Here is a 16,399-nt window from a genome sequence, read left to right as displayed (position 1 = left end):
CCTTGGCACGCCCGGGCCGCCGTGGCGAGGGGAGATCCCGGCCCCGGTGACGGCGGTCACCAGCGGTCTGGCAAGGTCGAGGCCATGCGCGCATGGCGGGTCCACGAGCTCGGCGACCCCTCCCAGGTCATGTCCTTCGACGAGGTCGACCAGCCCACCCCCGGTGAGGGTCAGGTGCTGGTCAAGGTGCGGGCGGCCGCGCTGAACTTCCCCGACGTGCTCATGGCTGCCGGTCTGTACCAGGAGAAGCCTCCGCTGCCCTACACCCCTGGCGTGGAGCTGTGCGGGGAGATCGTCGAGACCGGGCAGCGGGTCATCGGCGCGCCGTCCGGCGGCCCCGGCGCCTTCGCGGAGTACGCCCTCATGGACGCCGCAGCCGTCTTCCCGGTGCCCGACGGCATGTCCGACGAGAAGGCGGCCTCCCTCTACCTGACCTACCAGACCGGCTACGTCGGCCTGCACCGCCGTGCGCACCTGCAGGCGGGGGAGACCCTGCTCGTGCACGCCGGCGCCGGCGGCGTCGGCACGGCCGCCATCCAGCTGGGCAAGGCGGCCGGTGCCACCGTCATCGCCACCGCCGGCGGGGCCCGCAAGACCGAGGTCTGCGCTTCTCTCGGCGCCGACCACGTCATCGACTACACGTCCGAGGACTTCGTCCCGATCGTCAAGGAGCTGACCGGCGGTCGCGGCGCCGACGTCATCTACGACCCGGTCGGCGGCGACGTCTTCGACAAGTCGCGCAAGTGCATCGCGTTCGAGGGACGCATCGTCGTCGTCGGGTTCACCAGCGGGCGGATCGCCGACGCACCGACCAACCACCTGCTGGTGAAGAACTACAGCGTCGTCGGGCTGCACTGGGGCCTGTACCGCAAGCACGACACCTCGGTGTTCACCGAGACCCACGAGCAGCTGGTCCGGCTGGTCCAGGAGCGCACGGTCGACCCGCTGGTCGGTGAGGTGCTCCCGCTGGACCAGGCGCCGCAGGCACTGCTCAAGCTCGCCTCCCGCGACACCGTCGGCAAGGTCGTGCTCGTCCCCTGAGCCGCGGCGCTGCTCCGGACCGCCAGGGGCAGCGCCACCGGCTCGGGCGTCGGGCTCGGCGAATCCTCGCCGAGCTCACGCGCTGGTGAGCCGGCCGCGGGGGGCGTCGTCGCGGCGCAGTCGCTCCAGCTCGTCGAGGAGCGCCGTGCTGCTGGCGTCGGCGCGCAGCCGGGCGCCCAGGGCCTCGGCGTTCCGCCGGTAGGAGGGGTCGTCGAGCAGCCGCCGGACGGCCGTCGCGATCTGCTGCGGTCCCGCTGTCGGCTTGAGCCCGATCACGGCCCCGTGCCGGGCGGCCCGCACGACGTTGTCGCCCTGGTCGCGGCCCATGGGCAGGCAGAGCGTCGGCACGCCGGCCGCCAGCCCCTTGATCAGCGTGCCGTGCCCGGCGTGGGTGACGACCACGTCGGCCGCCGGGAACAGTTGCGCGTGCGGAGCGGAGCGGACGACGGCGATCTTCGCCGTCCCCCGGATCTCCGCGGGGTCGATGGCCGGACCGGTCGTCACCACGCCGCGCACGGCCAGCGTGTCGAGCGCCGCGACGATCCGACGCAGCACGTCGGCCTGGCGCATGTACGTGCTCGACAGGCCCGCGATCACCAGCGGCTCGTCGCCTCGGGGAACCTCCACTGGTTCCGACCAGGCCGGGTCGTCGAGCACCGGCCCGACGTAGCGGACGTTGTCCGGCAGGGTCGCCGGCAGGTCGAACGCCGGTGAGGTCAGCACCAGCACCCGGGCGGCGCGGTCCCACTGTTCCCAGATCTCCCGGAGCGGGTCCAGCCCGAGCTCGGTCCGCGCCGCGTTGAGCGGCGGCAGGTTCCTGTTCCACAGCGCGCCGGCGAGCGCGTTGACCGCCCGGTCCCGCGCCCGCCCCAGCGGCCCCCTGGCCGGGGCCAGGCCGCTGCCGAAGGGCGGGATGCCCGGTGCCGGCCGGGAGTAGGCGTTGGCGCAGAGGGCCACCGTGGGCACCCCCATCGACTCCGCCCCCACCAGAGCGCCGAGCACCGGGCCGCTGGCGATCAGGGCGTCCGCGGGCTGGTCGGCGAGCGCCGCCCGGACGTCGGCGGCGTACGCCGCGGCCGGACCGGTGATGATCCGCTCGCAGAGGCGGTTGAGCAGGGCGACCGGTGTCCGGCACTCCCAGTCCTTGATGACGTCGTCCTCGAGGGCCTGGGACATCCGGTGCGGGGCCCGGGTCCAGCTGCGGAACTCCGCGCCCGCGGCGGCGACGTCGGGGGCGAGGGTGGGATCGCCGAGGACGGTGACCCGGTGCCCGCGGGCGACCAGCCTGCGGACGACGCCGACCTCGACGGGCACGGTGCCCCCGCCGTCCCAGAGCGCGACCAGGTACCGCATGGCATGCCTCCTCAGGGGGTGTGGGTCGTCGCGAGGGTGGCCCGGAGCAAGGACTGCAGGACGCGGGTGGTGTCGGCCCGAGAGTGGCCGAGGTCGCGGCGCAGCAGCTTCCACGCGCCGACGTCGGTGACGGCGTACAGCGCGGCCAGTGCCCGGCGTCTCGCCCGGGCGTCCTCCGGCAGCTGTACGCCGAACGCCTCCTCCAAGTACTCGATGTGCCGGGAGCGGCCGAGCTGCAGGCCCGCCCCGAGGGCGGGAATCCGCTCGGCCACGGCCGCGAGCCGCACGTTGGCGTCGCCCAGGGCTTCGTACTGCCGCATGAGGCCGCGCACGAAGCCGGCGACGTCGCCCGGCGCGACGGTGCCGCGCAGCGCGTCGATCTCGGGCCCCATGAACTGGACGACCGCGAGCGCGAGGCCCTCCTTCGACGTGAAGTGGTTGAGCAGCGTCTGCTGCGTGACCTCGGCGTCGGCCGCGACATCGGCCAGGCGGATGTCGTCGTAGGGGAACTCCAGGAACCGGTCCCGCGCGGCGACGAGGATCCGCTCGCGGGTGCGCTGCACGACCTGCGCACGCGCCTGCATCCGGTAGGTGCGCGTGGTCTGCGTCACGAAGCGAGGGTGACCCTCGTTTGTGCCGTGGTCAAGCGAAAACTTGAGCTCGATCCAAGCCAATTCGGAGGGCGTCCGTGCCGGGACGCGCCGTGACCGGGCGGTTCCCGCCGAGCCCGCTCAAGCGTGGTCGGTTCAACGGTGCGGCTCCCCGGCCGCCGGCGCGCTCGCAGGCGAGACCGCCTCGTCCTCGCCTCGGCCGTGCCCGGCGAGGCAGGCGCTCCCCGTCGGGGTGATCGCCGCCTCAGATGCCCGGCTTGGGCAGGTAGGACAGGCGGGCGCGGCGTCGCATGATCACCTTGCGCGTGCCGTCCGCGTGCAGCTGCAGGCGGGCGAGCTCCCAGCCGCCGATGTCCGACTGCAGGCTCAGCATGGTCGCGGCCGCGGACCGGGACGTGCCCGGCGGGATCCGCAGGGGCGCGAACTCGTAGTCCCCGGGCGTGTCCATCGCAGCGATTGTGCCCGGAGTTCGCCGCGAGGTCACGACTTCGTCGTTCCGCTCACACCCGCTCGCCCTGCCGGGTCCCTGCGTTCCCGGCAGGATGGAGGGCGATCCGCACCGCACGACGAGGGAGGACGACGTGACCGAGCCCGGTCTCTCGAGCGACGCGACCGACGCCGACCGCGCGGAGCAGGAAGCGCTCCTCGACCCGCCCGCCGTCTCCCGCGCCGCCGAGGCGCAGCCGCCGGCCGGTGACGTGCCCGAGGCGGACGCGCTGGAGCAGCAGCTGGCCGCCCGCCCGGGCGAGGCCGGCACTCCCCGCGGCCCGATCGGGAACCGCGACGCGAACGAGGCCGACGTCCTGGAGCAGGACGCCGACGTCCCGGTGGACGAGGACGATCTCCGCAGCTGACCTCTCCACCCTGCAGGCCGGCCGCCGCGGGTCCGGCGGCCGGCTCCGGGCGCAGGACGTGGCGGCCGTCACCCGGTGGGGTGGCCCCACGTGACGGTTCCGTGAAGAAGCCGCCCTGCTCCGCCTGATCGGTCGTGAGGCGTCTCCGTCGCCCTGTTAGGTGGGCCGCGACGGAGACGGATCGAGGAACGCCCGAGGCCCCGTCACCGGCCACGTCGCAGCGACGTGGCGGTGTTCCTCGCAGGCGGCGCCACAGGGCGCCCGCACACGCCGCGACTGGCACCGGTGCTGCCGCACCGGCCTGGAGCCGCGGCATGCCCGACCAGCGGACGGTGATCCTCCGCGCCGGTGCCTGCCTGATCCGCATGACGAACGCGGGAGGTGGGACGTGCCTGTCCTGGCAGTGGAGGGCCTGTACAAGGTCTTCGGACGACGACCGCACGAGGGGGTCGAGCAGTTGCGAGCCGGCGCCTCGGCCGCCGACGTCCAGGCGTCCGGCGCCACGGCGGCGGTCATCGACGCGGCCTTCGAGGTCGAGCAGGGCGAGATCTTCGTCGTCATGGGGCTGTCCGGATCGGGCAAGTCCACGCTCATCCGGATGCTCAACGGCCTGGTGACGCCGACGGCGGGCCATGTCCTCGTCGGCGACGAGGACCTCACCACGCTGGACCGCAAGCGGTTGCGCGCCGTGCGACAGGAGCGGATCAGCATGGTGTTCCAGCACTTCGCCCTGCTCCCGCACCGCAGCGTCGTGGAGAACACCGCCTACGCGCTGGAGGTGCGCGGCGTCGAGCGGCGCACCCGGTTGGCGGCCGCACGCGAGGCGCTGGAGATGGTGGGCCTGGAGTCCTGGGCCGACCACCGCCCGGACGAGCTGTCCGGCGGCATGCAGCAGCGCGTCGGGCTGGCCCGGGCGCTGGCGTCGGAGGCCGACATCCTGCTCATGGACGAGGCGTTCAGCGCCCTGGACCCGCTCATCCGGCGGGAGATGCAGGACCAGCTGATGGACCTGCAGTCCCGGCTGGGCCGGACCATCGTCTTCATCACCCACGACCTCAACGAGGCCATGCGGCTCGGTGACCGGGTCGCGGTCATGCGCGACGGGCGGATCGTCCGGCTCGACACGCCGGAGGCGATCCTCGCCGACCCGGGCGACGAGTACCTGGAGCGGTTCCTCGCCGACGTCGACCGGTCGCGGGTCTTCACCGCCGGCGACGTGATGAGCCAGGCCGTGGCCGGCGCGGACGTCGGCACCGTCACCGTCGCGCCGGACACGCCGCTGGCCGACCTGCTGGAGCCCTCCGCGCTGTCGGACACCCCACTCCTGGTCGCCGACGCGACCGGGGAGGCCCTCGGCGTGGTCACCCGGGGCGACGTCCTGGCCGCCCTCGGCGGCGTGCGAAGCGAGGACCTCGCCGCCTCCGGCCGCCCGACCGACGACTCCGACCCCCTGGAGCGCTCCCGTGCATGACACGACCCTGCTCACCGCCGCCGAGGACGGCGCGCTGCCGCGCGTGCCGGTCGGCGACTGGGTGGACACCGGCTTCGACTGGCTGAAGGACAACTTCGACCCCTTCTTCGACGCCCTCAGCGACCTGACCGAGGCCACCGTCGACGGGGTCACCGCGGTGCTGCTCGCGCCGCCGCCCGTGCTCCTGGCCGTGCTGCTGGCGCTGCTCGGGCTCGCCGTGCGCTCGGTGGCCTTCGGCGTCGGTTCCCTCCTGGGCCTGTTCCTGATCCAGGGCATGGACCTGTGGGAGGAGGCGATGGAGACGCTGGCCCTGCTGCTGGTCGCCACCGTCGTCGCGGTCGTGATCGCGATACCGGTGGGCGTGGCCGCGGCCAAGAGCGACCGGGTCAGCGCCGCCGTCCGGCCGGTGCTGGACTTCATGCAGACGATGCCGGCGTTCGTCTACCTGGTCCCCGCGGTGACGTTCTTCGGCATCGGCCTGGTGCCCGGCATCGTCACCACGATCATCTTCGCGCTGCCGCCCGGCGTCCGGCTCACCGAGCTCGGCATCCGGCAGGTCGACACGGAGACCGTCGAGGCCGGCCACGCGTTCGGCAGCTCACCCGGCCAGATCCTGCGCGGCATCGAGCTGCCCCTGGCGCGGCCCACGATCATGGCCGGCGTCAACCAGGTGATCATGCTGGGCCTGTCGATGGCCGTGATCGCCGGGCTCATCGGGGCCGGTGGCCTCGGCAGCATCGTCGTCACCAGCATCTCCCGGCTCGATGTGGGGCTGGGCTTCGAGGCCGGGATCGCCGTGGTCATCCTCGCCATCTACCTCGACCGCCTGACCGGCGCCTTCGGCCGGATCGAGCGAACCTCACCGCTGTGGCGGCTGCGCCGGCGCCGCTCGGCGACCACCGCCGCGAACGGGGTGCGTGGCACGGCACCCGCCCCGGCCCCCGAGGCCGTGACGGCTTCCAGGACTCCGCGCGTCTGACCCGGTGGCCCCCACACGAGGCCCACGTCGAACGCGGATCCGACCCACGACCTTCGTGGGTCGGCAGCTCGGATCGAAAGGAGCACCACCTGTGCGCACGCATGCACTCCGGCTCGCCGCCGGACTGGCCGCACTCTCCCTGACCGCCACCGCCTGCGGCGGTGACGAGGGCACCGACGCCACCGCCTCCGGGGAGGGCGGCAGCAGCTGCGACTCGGTCACGCTCGGGTTCATCCCGTCCTGGACCGACGGGCTGAGCACCGCCTACCTGTGGCAGAACGTGCTCGAGGACCGGGGTCTGGAGGTCGAGTTCGAGGAGATCTCCGAGGCCGCGGTGCTCTACGCCGGGCTGGCCGAGGGCGACGTCGACGTGTACCCCTCGGCGTGGTCGGAGGTGACCCACGCGGAGTACATGGAGGAGTACGGCGACCGGCTGCAGGACCTCGGCGCCTGGTACGAGGGCGCGGTGCTCACCTTCGCCGTCCCGGAGTACACCGAGATCGAGTCGATCGCGGACCTCGCCGACAACGCCGAGACGTTCGACGGGCGCATCGTGGGCATCGAGCCCGGCGCCGGCCTGACCGCGGTCACCAAGGACAGCGTCGTCCCCGCCTACGATCTGGACGACGCCGGCTACGAGCTGGTCGAGTCCTCCACCACCGCGATGCTCGCCGAGCTGCAGTCCGCCGTCGACGCGCAGGAGGACATCGTCGTCACCCTGTGGCACCCGTTCTGGGCCTACGGCGAGTTCCCGCTCAAGGACCTCGCCGACCCCGAGGGCGCGCTCGGCGACTCCGAGGCCCTGCACCTGCTCGCCCGTGACGGGTTCGCCGCCGACTGCGGCGACGTCGCCGAGGTCATGGGCGGGCTCCAGCTGAGCGACGAGCAGTACGCCTCGCTGGAGAACACCGTGGTCAACGAGTACGGCGAGGGCGAGTACGCCGAGGGCGTCGAGGCCTGGCTCGAGGCCAACCCGGAGGTCGCAGACACCCTCAAGGGCTGACCCGCTCGTAATGATCAGGTCTCCTGATCGTTCGGAGTCCTCCCTCACCGTCGACGGTGAGGGAGGACCCCGAACGGTGAGGGAGGACGCCCCGGGATCCGCGGGTGCCGTTCCGTCGGGCGGGTGAAGCGCCCGGTCCCGCGCTGCGGCGCCGCCGCCGTCCGGTCAGAGTGGACGGAACTCGGGAGGTGGTGCGCGTGACGACCGACGACGGCAGCGGTGCTCCGTCGGAGGCGGCGGTGCGGGCGGCCACCGAGCGCTGGGCACGGGCGGCGCGTGTCCCCGTGGAGGTCGCCTCCGGGTCGACACCGGCCGCGGCGTCGGCCGGGACGCGGTTCCTGCGTGGGGTCCTGCTCGGTGCCACTGTCGGGACCCTGCTGGTGGTCGTGATCTCCGGGCAGGTGCTCGCGGCCGTGCCGTGGGTGCTGCTGGCGCTGGGGCTCGGCTGCCTCGTGGCCGCGATCGCCGAGCACCGACGCCCCGCGCCCGTCCGCACCGTTCCCTCGCGGAGCTGAGCGGGGACCGACGCCTGGCCGCCCGGCGCCCTCTTTGGTTAGGCTGCCCTAACTCATCGGAGGAGGGGCCATGCAGAGCCGACCGAGCCACCCCGCGCCCGAGCGCCGTCCGGACCTCGAGGGCCTGCGCCCCGGCGCGGCGGAACGGGCCCGCACCGTCGCCACCCGGGTCGCGGCCACCGTCTGCGCCCGGGGGGTCGAGGCCAGTCGGCTGCTCGCGCACACCGTGACCGCCGCCGGCCAGGTCCTGCTCGTCGTCCGGCGCGAGGGCGAGCTGGCCGCCGCCGTGCGCGAGGCGCCCGACCAGGACCTCCCCGCCCTCGTCATGGTGAGCGACCACGCCCCGGTGCCGCTGCGCCGTCCCGTCCGGGCGCAGCTGTGGCTCTCCGGCTGGGTGACGCCGGTCCGCCCCGCGGACGAGCGCGCCGCCGCGCTGGCCTTCGCCGAGACCCGCCCGGACGCCGCCCTGCTCGACGTCGGGCACGGCGCGCAGCTGCTGCGGCTCGACCTCGCCGAGGTGGTGCTGGGGGAGGGCGGCGAAGGCATCGACGTCGGCCCGCAGGAGTTCCTGGCCGCGCGGCCCGACCCGCTCGCCGCGCTGGAGGGCGACCACCTGCGGCACCTGGCCGCCGACCACGCCGACGTGCTCGACCTGCTGGCCGGCCGCCTGCCCGCCGGCATGGTGGCGCGGCACGACGTCGTCCGCCCCCTGGGGCTGGACCGGTTCGGGTTCCGGCTGCGCATCGAACGGCCCCTGGGTCACACCGACGTCCGGGTGCCGTTCGCCCGGCCGCTGACCTGTGCCGGGCAGCTGGGTGCCGCCGTCGGCGAGGTCCTGTGCGCCGCGCGGGCCCGGCGGCGTGCCTAGCGGGCGCTACTCCTGGCCGGCGATCTCCCGCAGCAGCTCGGCCAGCCGGGTGCGCCGCGGGCGGACGTCGACGTCCCGCACCGCCCGGCCCAGCGCCGCGCCGCTGGCGTGCACGATCGACAGGTGCTTCTGCGCCCGGGTGAGCGCGGTGTAGACCAGCGGACGCGACAGCATCCCGCCGGCCTCCGGGGGCAGCACGACCACCACGCCGGGCCACTCCGAGCCCTGCGCGCGGTGCACGGTGATCGCCCACCCGTGGCGGAGGTCGAACAGCGCCTGCCCGGTGCAGGTGACCGGCCCGGAGCTGAAGTCGACGGTCAGCGAGCCCTCGCCGGTGCCGGTGACCACGCCGACCTCGCCGTTGGCGAAGCCGAGGGGGTCGAGGTCGAGGTGGTTGGCGGTCGCGACGACGCGGTCGCCCGGGTCGAAGCCGAACACCGCGCCCTCGCCCGGGTTGAGCTGCGCCTTCAGCGCCTTGTTCAGCTCGATCGTGCCGGCCGGGCCGCGGTGCACCGGGGTGACGACCTGCACGGCACCGGGATCGATGCCCAGCGCCCGGGGGATGGAGTCGGTGACCAGCTGGACCACCCGCCGGGCTGCCTCGCCGCTGCCCTGTGCGGGGACGACGACCACCTCGCGGTCGGGTGAGTCCACCGGCGGCAGCTCGCCGCCGCGGACCGCCGAGGCGAGCCGCGCGATCGCGCCGCCCTCGGCCTGGCGGTACAGCGTGCGCAGCTCCGTGACCGGCACGACGCCGGAGTCGATCAGGTCGCCCAGCACGTGCCCGGGCCCGATCGAGGGCAGCTGCGCCGGGTCGCCGACCAGCAGCAGGTGCGTGCCGTCGGGGCAGGCCTCCAGCAGCGCGGCGGTCAGCTCGACGTCGAGCATCGAGGCCTCGTCGACGACGACGACGTCGGCGTCCAGCGGCCATTCCTCGTTGCGGGTGAACCCGCCCGAGGCGCCCTGCGCACCGAGCAGCCGGTGCACGGTCACGGCCGGGTGGTCGGTGAGCTCCTCCAGCCGCTTGGCCGCCCGGCCCGTCGGCGCGGCCAGGGCGATGTCGGTGCCCTTGGCCCGCAGCAGCTTGACGATCGAGGCGACGGTGCGGCTCTTGCCGGTGCCCGGGCCGCCGGTGAGCAGGCTGACGCCCGCGCCGAGCACCTGCGCCACCGCCTGCTTCTGCGCCTCGTCCAGGCCCTTGGCCACCGAGCGCACCGAGGCCGGGTCGGCGATCTGCTCCGCCGAAGCGGCCAGCCGGGCGACGTTCTCGGCGACGGCCTCCTCGGCCATGCCGAAGCGGGCCAGCGACAGGGTGCGTACGGCCTCGGTCCGGGTTCCCTCGCGAGCTTGCGAGTGGAGGGGAGACCGAGGCCCTTCTCCCGGCTCGGCCGGCTCGTCCGCTTCCTCGTCGAACGCCGGCTCGGGCGGCTCGTGGTCGAGCACGTCACCGGACTCGACCGCCGCCACGATCGCGGCCGCGGGGTCGGCGATCCCCTCGGCCTGCAGCGCGGCGACCACCAGGTCGACCGGCAGCACCGTGTGCCCGTCGCGGGTGGCCGTGCGCAGCGTCAGCCCGACGATCGCGCGGCCGCGGCGACCGTCCTGCCGGTCGGCGCCCGTGAGCACGGCGATCGCCAGGCGGTCCGCATCGGCGAGCGTGACGCCCGGGAGGGCGAGCAGGGCCCACGGGTCGTCGCGCAGCCGGCGGGCCGCGTCGGGCCCCAGGCCGTCGGCCACACCGGCGGCGAGCTTCGCCGGCAGCCCCGCGCCGACGAGCATCTCCACCACCTCGTAGGTGGGGGCGGCGGACAGGAAGCTGGAGAACAGCCGCTCGGCCCGCTGGCGGCCGACCTTGGGGAGCTTGACCAGCCGGTCGGCGGTGACGTGCTCGGGAACGGTGATGCCCGCGGCCGGCAGCTCCGCCGCGGTGCGCTTGCCCAGACCGGGCCACAGCCCGGCGGTGCAGAACGCCGCGAACACCAGGTCGGGGCCGGGGGAAGGGGTCGCGGCGGTCACCGGTCCGACCGGCGTTCGGGATAGCTGAACGGTGGGGCCGACACGTCCTCCAGCGCCGTGCGGATCGCCGCGGGCAGCCGGACGCCGTCGGCGTCGAGCGAGGCCTGCAGCTGCTGGGCGGTGCGGGCGCCGACCACCGGCGCGACGACGCCGGGCCGGTCGCGCACCCAGGCCAGCGCGACGGCCAGCGGGGTGGTACCCAGCCCGTCGGCAGCGGTGATGACGGCCTCGACGATGCGGTCGGACTTCGCCGAGCGCAGGCCGTCGATGAATCCCTGCCACTGCTGCGAGGCGCCCCGGGACTCCGACGGCGTGCTGTGCCGGTACTTGCCGGTGAGGATGCCGCGGCCCAGCGGGGACCAGGCCAGGACGCCCAGGCCGAGCGCCTCGGCGGCCGGCACGGCCTCGCGCTCCACGCCCCGCTGCAGCAGCGAGTACTCCAGCTGCGTGCTGACCAGCGGGGTGCGCCCGGGCCACGCCTTCTGCCAGGTGGCGGCCTGGGCGGTCTGCCAGCCGGTGTAGTTGCTGATGCCGATGTAGCGTGCCCGCCCCGAGGAGACGGCGAGGTCGCACGCGGTGAGCGTCTCCTCCAGCGGGGTCGCGTCGTCCCAGGCGTGCAGCTGCCACAGGTCGACGTAGTCCAGGCCCAGCCGCTCCAGGGAGGCGTCCAGCGCTGAGATCAAGTGCCCCCGCGACGACCCGCGGCCCATCGGCCCGGGGCTCGTCCGCCCCGCCGCCTTGGTCGCGACGATCACGTCGGAGCGCGGGACGACGTCGGCCAGCAGGTGGCCGAGGATCCGCTCGCTCTCGCCCTCGCAGTAGACGTCCGCGGTGTCGACCAGCGTGCCGCCGGCGTCGACGAAGGCCGTGAGCTGCATGGCGGCCTCGTCCTCGTCGGTGTCGCCGCCCCACGTCATCGTGCCCAGCGCGAGCCGGGACACGACCAGTCCGCTGCGACCCAGCGCCCGTTGCTCCACGACCGGCAAACCTACCGGCGACGCCGGATCCGCACCGAGGACCACCGGTCGCTCGGGGCGCCGCGCCGTGCCCTCCCGGCGGGCCGCCTAAGGTTCCCGGTCGTGCCCGGACGCTCCCTCCACCGCCCGATCGCCACCCCTCCCTGCGCGGGGCGCTGACATGGGGTGGGTCGAAGCGGTCGTCCTCGGGCTCGTGCAGGGGCTCACCGAGTTCCTGCCGATCTCCTCCAGCGCGCACCTCCGGCTCGTGGGCGAGGCGTTCGGCTGGGACGACCCGGGCGCGGCGTTCACCGCGATCATCCAGATCGGGACCGAGGCCGCCGTCCTGCTGTACTTCCGGCATGACATCTGGCGGATCATCACCGCCTGGGTGGCCTCGCTGGGCGGCCGGCGGAAGGGTGATCCCGACGCCCGCATGGGCTGGCTGATCATCATCGGCAGCCTGCCGATCGTCGTGCTGGGCCTGCTGTTCCAGGACGACATCGAGACGACGTTCCGCGACCTGCGGATCGTCGCAACCGCACTGATCCTCTTCTCGCTGATCCTCTTCTGGGCCGACCGCGTCGGCGCGAAGCGGCGCGAGCTCGACCAGCTCACGGTCCCGCACGGCATCGGCTACGGGTTCGCCCAGGCCATGGCGCTCATCCCCGGCGTCTCCCGCTCCGGCGGCACGATCACCGCCGGGCTCTTCCTGGGCTACTCGCGGGCGGCCGCGGCGCGCTACTCGTTCCTGCTCGCCATCCCCGCCGTCCTCGGCTCCGGGCTCTTCCAGGCCTACGAGGCGCTCACCGGCGACGTCGCCGGCCAGGGCGTGTCGTGGGGGCCGACCCTGCTCGCCACCGTCATCGGCTTCGGCGTCGGGCTGACCGTGATCGCGTGGCTGCTGCGCTACCTGGACCGCGGCAGCTTCGCGCCGTTCGTCGTCTACCGCATCGTGCTGGGCCTGCTGATCCTCGGCCTGGTGTTCGCCGGCGTCCTCGACCCGGCTTCCGGCGCGAGCTGACGCCGACCGGCGGCGCGACGCGGGCGCATAGGCTCCGGTGGGTGACCACCGTTCTCCTCCTCCGGCACGGCCGCACCACCGCCAACGCCGGCGGGGTGCTCGCCGGCTGGATGCCGGGGGTGCAGCTGGACGACACCGGCCAGGCGCAGGTGCAGGCGGTGGGGGAGCGCCTGGCGAAGGTGCCGCTGGCCGCCGTCGTCAGCAGCCCCCTGGAGCGCTGCCGGCAGACCGCCGGCGCGGTGCTCGCCGGTCGCGACCTCGAGCTGCAGGCCGACGACCGGCTCGGCGAGGCGCGCTACGGCGACTGGACCGGCCGCACCATCAAGGAGCTGGCCAAGGAACCGCTGTGGAAGGTCGTCCAGCAGCACCCGTCGGCCGCCGTCTTCCCGGGCCCGGAGGGGGAGGGGCTGGCCCAGACGCAGGCGCGGGCCGTGGCCGCCGTCCGCGAGTGGAACGCCCGCCTGGGTCCCGACGCCGTGTGGCTGGCCTGCAGCCACGGTGACGTGATCAAGGCGGTCCTCGCCGACGCGCTGGGCCTGCACCTGGACCAGTTCCAGCGGATCGTCGTCGACCCGGCCTCCCTCTCGGTGATCACCTACACCGACACCCGGCCGTTCGTGTCCCGGGTCAACGACACCGGCGGCGACGTCTCGGCGCTGATCCGCCCTACCCGCAAGGGCCGCCGGCGCAAGGCCTCCTCCGACGCCGTGGTGGGCGGGGGCGCGGGCGCACCCGTCTGACGTCGATCTTTCCGACCGGCTCGCCACCGGCGGGCGGTCGCCGCGCCCGCGTAACCTGGGCGCGTGCCCCGTCAGGTCCATCTCTTCGATCGCCCCAGCCGTTTCGTCGCAGGGACGGTGGGCCAGCCAGGGGACCGGACGTTCTACCTCCAGGCCAGTGACGACACCGGCCGCACCGTGAGCGTCGCGCTGGAGAAGACCCAGGTCCAGGTGCTCGCCGACCGGATGGACGACCTGCTCGACGAGGTGAGCAACCGGGCCGGCGGCGTCATCCCGGCCGAGTCCGACGTCGACGACCTGGAGCCGCTCACCGCGCCGGTCGACGAGGAGTTCCGCGTCGCCGCCATGGGCCTGGCCTGGGACGGCACCGCGGAGGCGGTCGTCGTGGAGGCCGTGGCCGCGGGCGAGGAGCCGATCGAGGAGGACGCGATCCTCTCCGACAGCGACGAGGGCCCCGACGCGCTGCGGGTGACCATCACGCCCCAGGCGGCGCGCGCGTTCATCGCCCGCGCCCGCCGCGTGGTCGCCGCCGGCCGCCCGGCTTGCCCGCTGTGCTCGCTGCCTCTGGACCCGGTGGGCCACGTGTGCCCCCGGCAGAACGGCTACCGCCGCTGAGCGGCGGCCTCCGATGAGCGAGCTGCCCGCCGAGGCCTCCGACCTGCGCCCGCCCACCGACGACGCCGAAGCGCACGAGCTGCTCACCCACGGGGTCATCGACCTCGAGGGGCGGATGCTCGACGCGTCGAACGTGACGCTCGTCGGCGCCATCCGGCACGGGGACCTCGCCGCGGAGTGCGTCTACAAGCCGGTGGCGGGGGAGCGCCCGCTGTGGGACTTCCCCGACGGCACGCTCGCCGGCCGCGAGATCTCCGCCTTCCTGGTCTCGGAGGCCACCGGCTGGCGGATCGTCCCGCCGACGGTGCTCCGGGAGGGCCCGTTCGGCCCCGGCATGGTGCAGCTGTGGGTGGACGGCGACCCCGACGTCGACCTGGCCGCCTTCGTCCGCCGGGACGACGCCGCGCTGCGCCGCATGGCCGTCTTCGACGCGGTGGTGAACAACGCCGACCGCAAGGGCGGCCACATCATCCCGATGCCCGACGGCCACGTGCACGGCGTCGACCACGGCATCTGCTTCTCCGTCGACCCGAAGCTGCGCACCCTGCTGTGGCGCTGGGCCGGCACGCCGCTGCCCGCCGAGGCGCTGGCGGTGCTCGAGCGGCTGGCCGACGGGCTGCGCGGCGAGCTCGGGGAGCAGCTGCACGAGCACCTCACCCGGACCGAGGTGCGCTGCACCCAGCGGCGGGTGGCCGACCTGCTGCGCACCGGGCGGCACCCCGAGCCGAGTGGCGAGTGGCCCGCCCTTCCCTGGCCGCCGTTCTGAGCCCCCGCCCACCGACAGGGCCGCTGTCGGCCGCGCCCGTGCGCATGCGCGTCGTTTTCGCAGGCTGCGAAGCCGCTCGCATGCGCACGAACGCGGGTATCCGGGCGCCGAGATCGGGCTGAGGCCGGTGGCCCCGCCACGGGAGACCGGCTCGCCACGGATCTCGATGTCATCGGCCCGTCCTAGGGTGCGCCCATGCCGCATCGGAGCCGTCTGTCGATCCTGCTGCTCGACCTGCCGCCGGAGCACCACGCTGCCGGACGGAGCTTCTGGGCCGGGGCCACCGGCCGCTCCGCGACGCCGGACCCGGACGACGAGACGTGGGCCTCGCTCGGCTCCTTCGCCGACGGGTTCCACGTCGAGGTCCAGCGGACCGGCGAGGGGACGCCGCCGCGCTGGCACGTCGACATCGAGACCGACGACATCCCCGCCGAGATCGCCCGCCTGGAGGGGCTGGGCGCGAGGAGGCACCGGGACATGGGCTCGTTCTGGCAGCTGCTCGACCCGGCCGGCCTGGTGTTCTGCGTGGTCGGCATCCAGACCGGCGAGGAGTTCGACCGCCACGCGGTGAGCTGGCCGTGAGCCGGTAACGTGCCGCCCCCGCAGCCGAGCACCGGAGGAGGGCGCCATGCTCCGCGTCAGGACGTGGAAAGTGCCGGTCGGCCTGTGGTTGTCCGGGCTCGCCGCGAAGATCGTGCTCAGCCTGCTCGTGGACGAGACCCTCGGGAACTGGGTCGGCGGGACGCTGGGGTTCCTGGCGCTCGCCAGCGCGTTGCTACTGGGCCGCGAGTGGTCACGCGAGAGCCCCGGGCGGAGGCAGCAGTAGCTACTCCAGCGTGACGAGATCGATCATGGCGGCGGCCTGCAGTCCGTCGCCGTCCACGGTGAGCACTTCCAGCGGCACCCGGCGCCACACGGCCAGCAGCAGGTCGCCGGCGGTCCCGGTGAGCGCGGCGATCGGGAAGGGTCTCGATCCGGGGAAGAGGGTGCGCTCGGCGTCGGCGTCCACCGCGTGCAGGACGACGGGGTGTGCGTCCTCCGGCGGCCCCTGGGGCAGTGCGCCGGGCACCATGACCTCCAGCCACTCGTCCAGGCCGTCCAGCCCCACGTCGGCCGGGATCGGCCGGACGTCGCCCAGCACCTGCTCGACGTCGACCGTGTGCACCGTGGCCTCCTGCAGCTGACGGCGCAGCACGAAGGCCACGTCCTGGCGGGGCGCCCAGGTCCACACCCGCTCGGCCGGGTCGGCGCCGGCCAGCGCCGTCTCCAGCTCGGCGCTCTGCGCGGAGAGGTAGCCGAGCAGCTCGTCGTCCGGGTGCCGCCGCGGCTCGACGTAGGTGGCGGGGTCGACCGCCCGGGTGCGCACCACCCACGCCCAGAAGTGCTGCACCTCGGCGAGGTGCCACACCAGGTCGGCCAGCGACCACCCCGGGCAGCCGTGAACCCGGGAGGCCCAGCCGCGCGCCAGGACCGCCTCGGCGGCGGCGTCGGCGAACCGCGCGTTCGTCCGCTGCAGGGCCGGAAGGTACTCGTCGAGCTCCATGCTGCTCCTCGTCCGCCCGCCGGACCGAACGTCGTCGGACCTGC

At 74.4% G+C, this 16,399-nt stretch carries 19 protein-coding genes; 13 read left to right on the top strand and 6 right to left on the bottom strand.

Going from position 1 to position 16,399, the window contains the following annotated elements; all coding sequences use genetic code 11:
* The first annotated feature begins 84 nt into the window (after nt 1–84).
* The gene (locus C5507_RS05535) at nt 85–1,041 is read left to right on the top strand and encodes an NADPH:quinone oxidoreductase family protein (RefSeq protein WP_104527530.1); all 957 of its coding nucleotides are present in this window, start codon (nt 85–87) and stop codon (nt 1,039–1,041) included.
* A 75-nt stretch (nt 1,042–1,116) separates the two neighbouring features.
* On the opposite strand, the gene C5507_RS05530 is transcribed toward C5507_RS05535, so the two are convergent.
* From C5507_RS05530 to C5507_RS05520, 3 genes are all read right to left on the bottom strand, one after another.
* On the bottom strand, nt 1,117–2,394 hold the full coding sequence (locus C5507_RS05530) for a glycosyltransferase (RefSeq protein WP_104527529.1): 1,278 nt from the start codon (nt 2,392–2,394) through the stop codon (nt 1,117–1,119).
* Nucleotides 2,395–2,405: 11 nt separating this feature from the next.
* Entirely contained in the window at nt 2,406–3,005 is a 600-nt protein-coding gene (locus C5507_RS05525; RefSeq protein ID WP_104527528.1) for a TetR/AcrR family transcriptional regulator, read from the bottom strand.
* Nucleotides 3,006–3,249: 244 nt separating this feature from the next.
* A complete protein-coding gene (locus C5507_RS05520; RefSeq protein WP_104527527.1) occupies nt 3,250–3,453 on the bottom strand; it encodes a DUF5703 family protein in 204 nt (67 codons plus the stop codon).
* Nucleotides 3,454–3,586: 133 nt separating this feature from the next.
* Between C5507_RS05520 and C5507_RS05515 the strand changes: the two genes are divergently transcribed.
* From C5507_RS05515 to C5507_RS05490, 6 genes are all read left to right on the top strand, one after another.
* Nucleotides 3,587–3,859, top strand: coding sequence for a hypothetical protein (locus C5507_RS05515; protein WP_104527617.1), 273 nt, complete (start codon nt 3,587–3,589; stop codon nt 3,857–3,859).
* A 388-nt stretch (nt 3,860–4,247) separates the two neighbouring features.
* Complete coding sequence (locus C5507_RS05510; RefSeq protein ID WP_104527526.1) at nt 4,248–5,330, top strand: quaternary amine ABC transporter ATP-binding protein; 1,083 nt, start codon at nt 4,248–4,250, stop codon at nt 5,328–5,330.
* On the top strand, nt 5,323–6,309 hold the full coding sequence (locus C5507_RS05505; RefSeq protein ID WP_104527525.1) for an ABC transporter permease: 987 nt from the start codon (nt 5,323–5,325) through the stop codon (nt 6,307–6,309). The genes C5507_RS05510 and C5507_RS05505 overlap by 8 nt, the downstream gene beginning before the upstream one ends.
* Nucleotides 6,310–6,400: 91 nt before the next feature.
* A complete protein-coding gene (locus C5507_RS05500; RefSeq protein WP_104527524.1) occupies nt 6,401–7,312 on the top strand; it encodes a glycine betaine ABC transporter substrate-binding protein in 912 nt (303 codons plus the stop codon).
* Between the two features lie 197 nt (nt 7,313–7,509).
* Nucleotides 7,510–7,827 (top strand): hypothetical protein, encoded by a 318-nt coding sequence (locus C5507_RS05495; RefSeq protein ID WP_104527523.1) that lies wholly within the window; start codon nt 7,510–7,512, stop codon nt 7,825–7,827.
* A 70-nt stretch (nt 7,828–7,897) separates the two neighbouring features.
* A complete protein-coding gene (locus C5507_RS05490) occupies nt 7,898–8,695 on the top strand; it encodes a DUF2470 domain-containing protein (protein ID WP_104527522.1) in 798 nt (265 codons plus the stop codon).
* Nucleotides 8,696–8,701: 6 nt separating this feature from the next.
* On the opposite strand, the gene C5507_RS05485 is transcribed toward C5507_RS05490, so the two are convergent.
* Both C5507_RS05485 and C5507_RS05480 read right to left on the bottom strand, forming a co-directional pair.
* On the bottom strand, nt 8,702–10,711 hold the full coding sequence (locus C5507_RS05485) for an AAA family ATPase (RefSeq protein WP_104527521.1): 2,010 nt from the start codon (nt 10,709–10,711) through the stop codon (nt 8,702–8,704).
* The gene (locus tag C5507_RS05480; protein WP_104527520.1) at nt 10,708–11,688 is read right to left on the bottom strand and encodes an aldo/keto reductase; all 981 of its coding nucleotides are present in this window, start codon (nt 11,686–11,688) and stop codon (nt 10,708–10,710) included. Before C5507_RS05480 ends, C5507_RS05485 begins: the two co-directional genes overlap by 4 nt.
* Before the next feature lie 160 nt (nt 11,689–11,848).
* Here C5507_RS05480 and C5507_RS05475 point away from each other — a divergent pair, with 160 nt between their 5' ends.
* The 6 genes from C5507_RS05475 (at nt 11,849) to C5507_RS05450 (ending at nt 15,638) form a co-directional block, all read left to right on the top strand.
* Complete coding sequence (locus C5507_RS05475) at nt 11,849–12,691, top strand: undecaprenyl-diphosphate phosphatase (RefSeq protein WP_104527519.1); 843 nt, start codon at nt 11,849–11,851, stop codon at nt 12,689–12,691.
* A 41-nt stretch (nt 12,692–12,732) separates the two neighbouring features.
* Nucleotides 12,733–13,431: a histidine phosphatase family protein gene (locus C5507_RS05470; RefSeq protein WP_104527518.1), complete on the top strand. Its 699-nt coding sequence runs from the start codon at nt 12,733–12,735 to the stop codon at nt 13,429–13,431.
* Between the two features lie 63 nt (nt 13,432–13,494).
* Complete coding sequence (locus tag C5507_RS05465; protein WP_104527517.1) at nt 13,495–14,046, top strand: DUF3090 family protein; 552 nt, start codon at nt 13,495–13,497, stop codon at nt 14,044–14,046.
* Between the two features lie 13 nt (nt 14,047–14,059).
* Entirely contained in the window at nt 14,060–14,812 is a 753-nt protein-coding gene (locus C5507_RS05460) for an SCO1664 family protein (RefSeq protein WP_104527516.1), read from the top strand.
* Between the two features lie 195 nt (nt 14,813–15,007).
* A complete protein-coding gene (locus C5507_RS05455; protein ID WP_104527515.1) occupies nt 15,008–15,394 on the top strand; it encodes a VOC family protein in 387 nt (128 codons plus the stop codon).
* 46 nt (nt 15,395–15,440) lie between these two features.
* Nucleotides 15,441–15,638, top strand: coding sequence for a hypothetical protein (locus tag C5507_RS05450; protein ID WP_104527514.1), 198 nt, complete (start codon nt 15,441–15,443; stop codon nt 15,636–15,638).
* Here the strand turns inward: C5507_RS05450 and C5507_RS05445 are convergent, their stop codons facing one another.
* On the bottom strand, nt 15,639–16,355 hold the full coding sequence (locus C5507_RS05445; RefSeq protein ID WP_104527513.1) for a maleylpyruvate isomerase family mycothiol-dependent enzyme: 717 nt from the start codon (nt 16,353–16,355) through the stop codon (nt 15,639–15,641).
* Nucleotides 16,356–16,399 lie beyond the last annotated feature (44 nt).

This window comes from Blastococcus saxobsidens (genome assembly GCF_002938435.1).
Classification (GTDB): Bacteria; Actinomycetota; Actinomycetes; order Mycobacteriales; family Geodermatophilaceae; genus Blastococcus; species Blastococcus saxobsidens.
The sequence above is the reverse complement of the archived record's forward strand: the minus strand, read 5'-3'. Positions and strand labels throughout refer to the sequence as shown.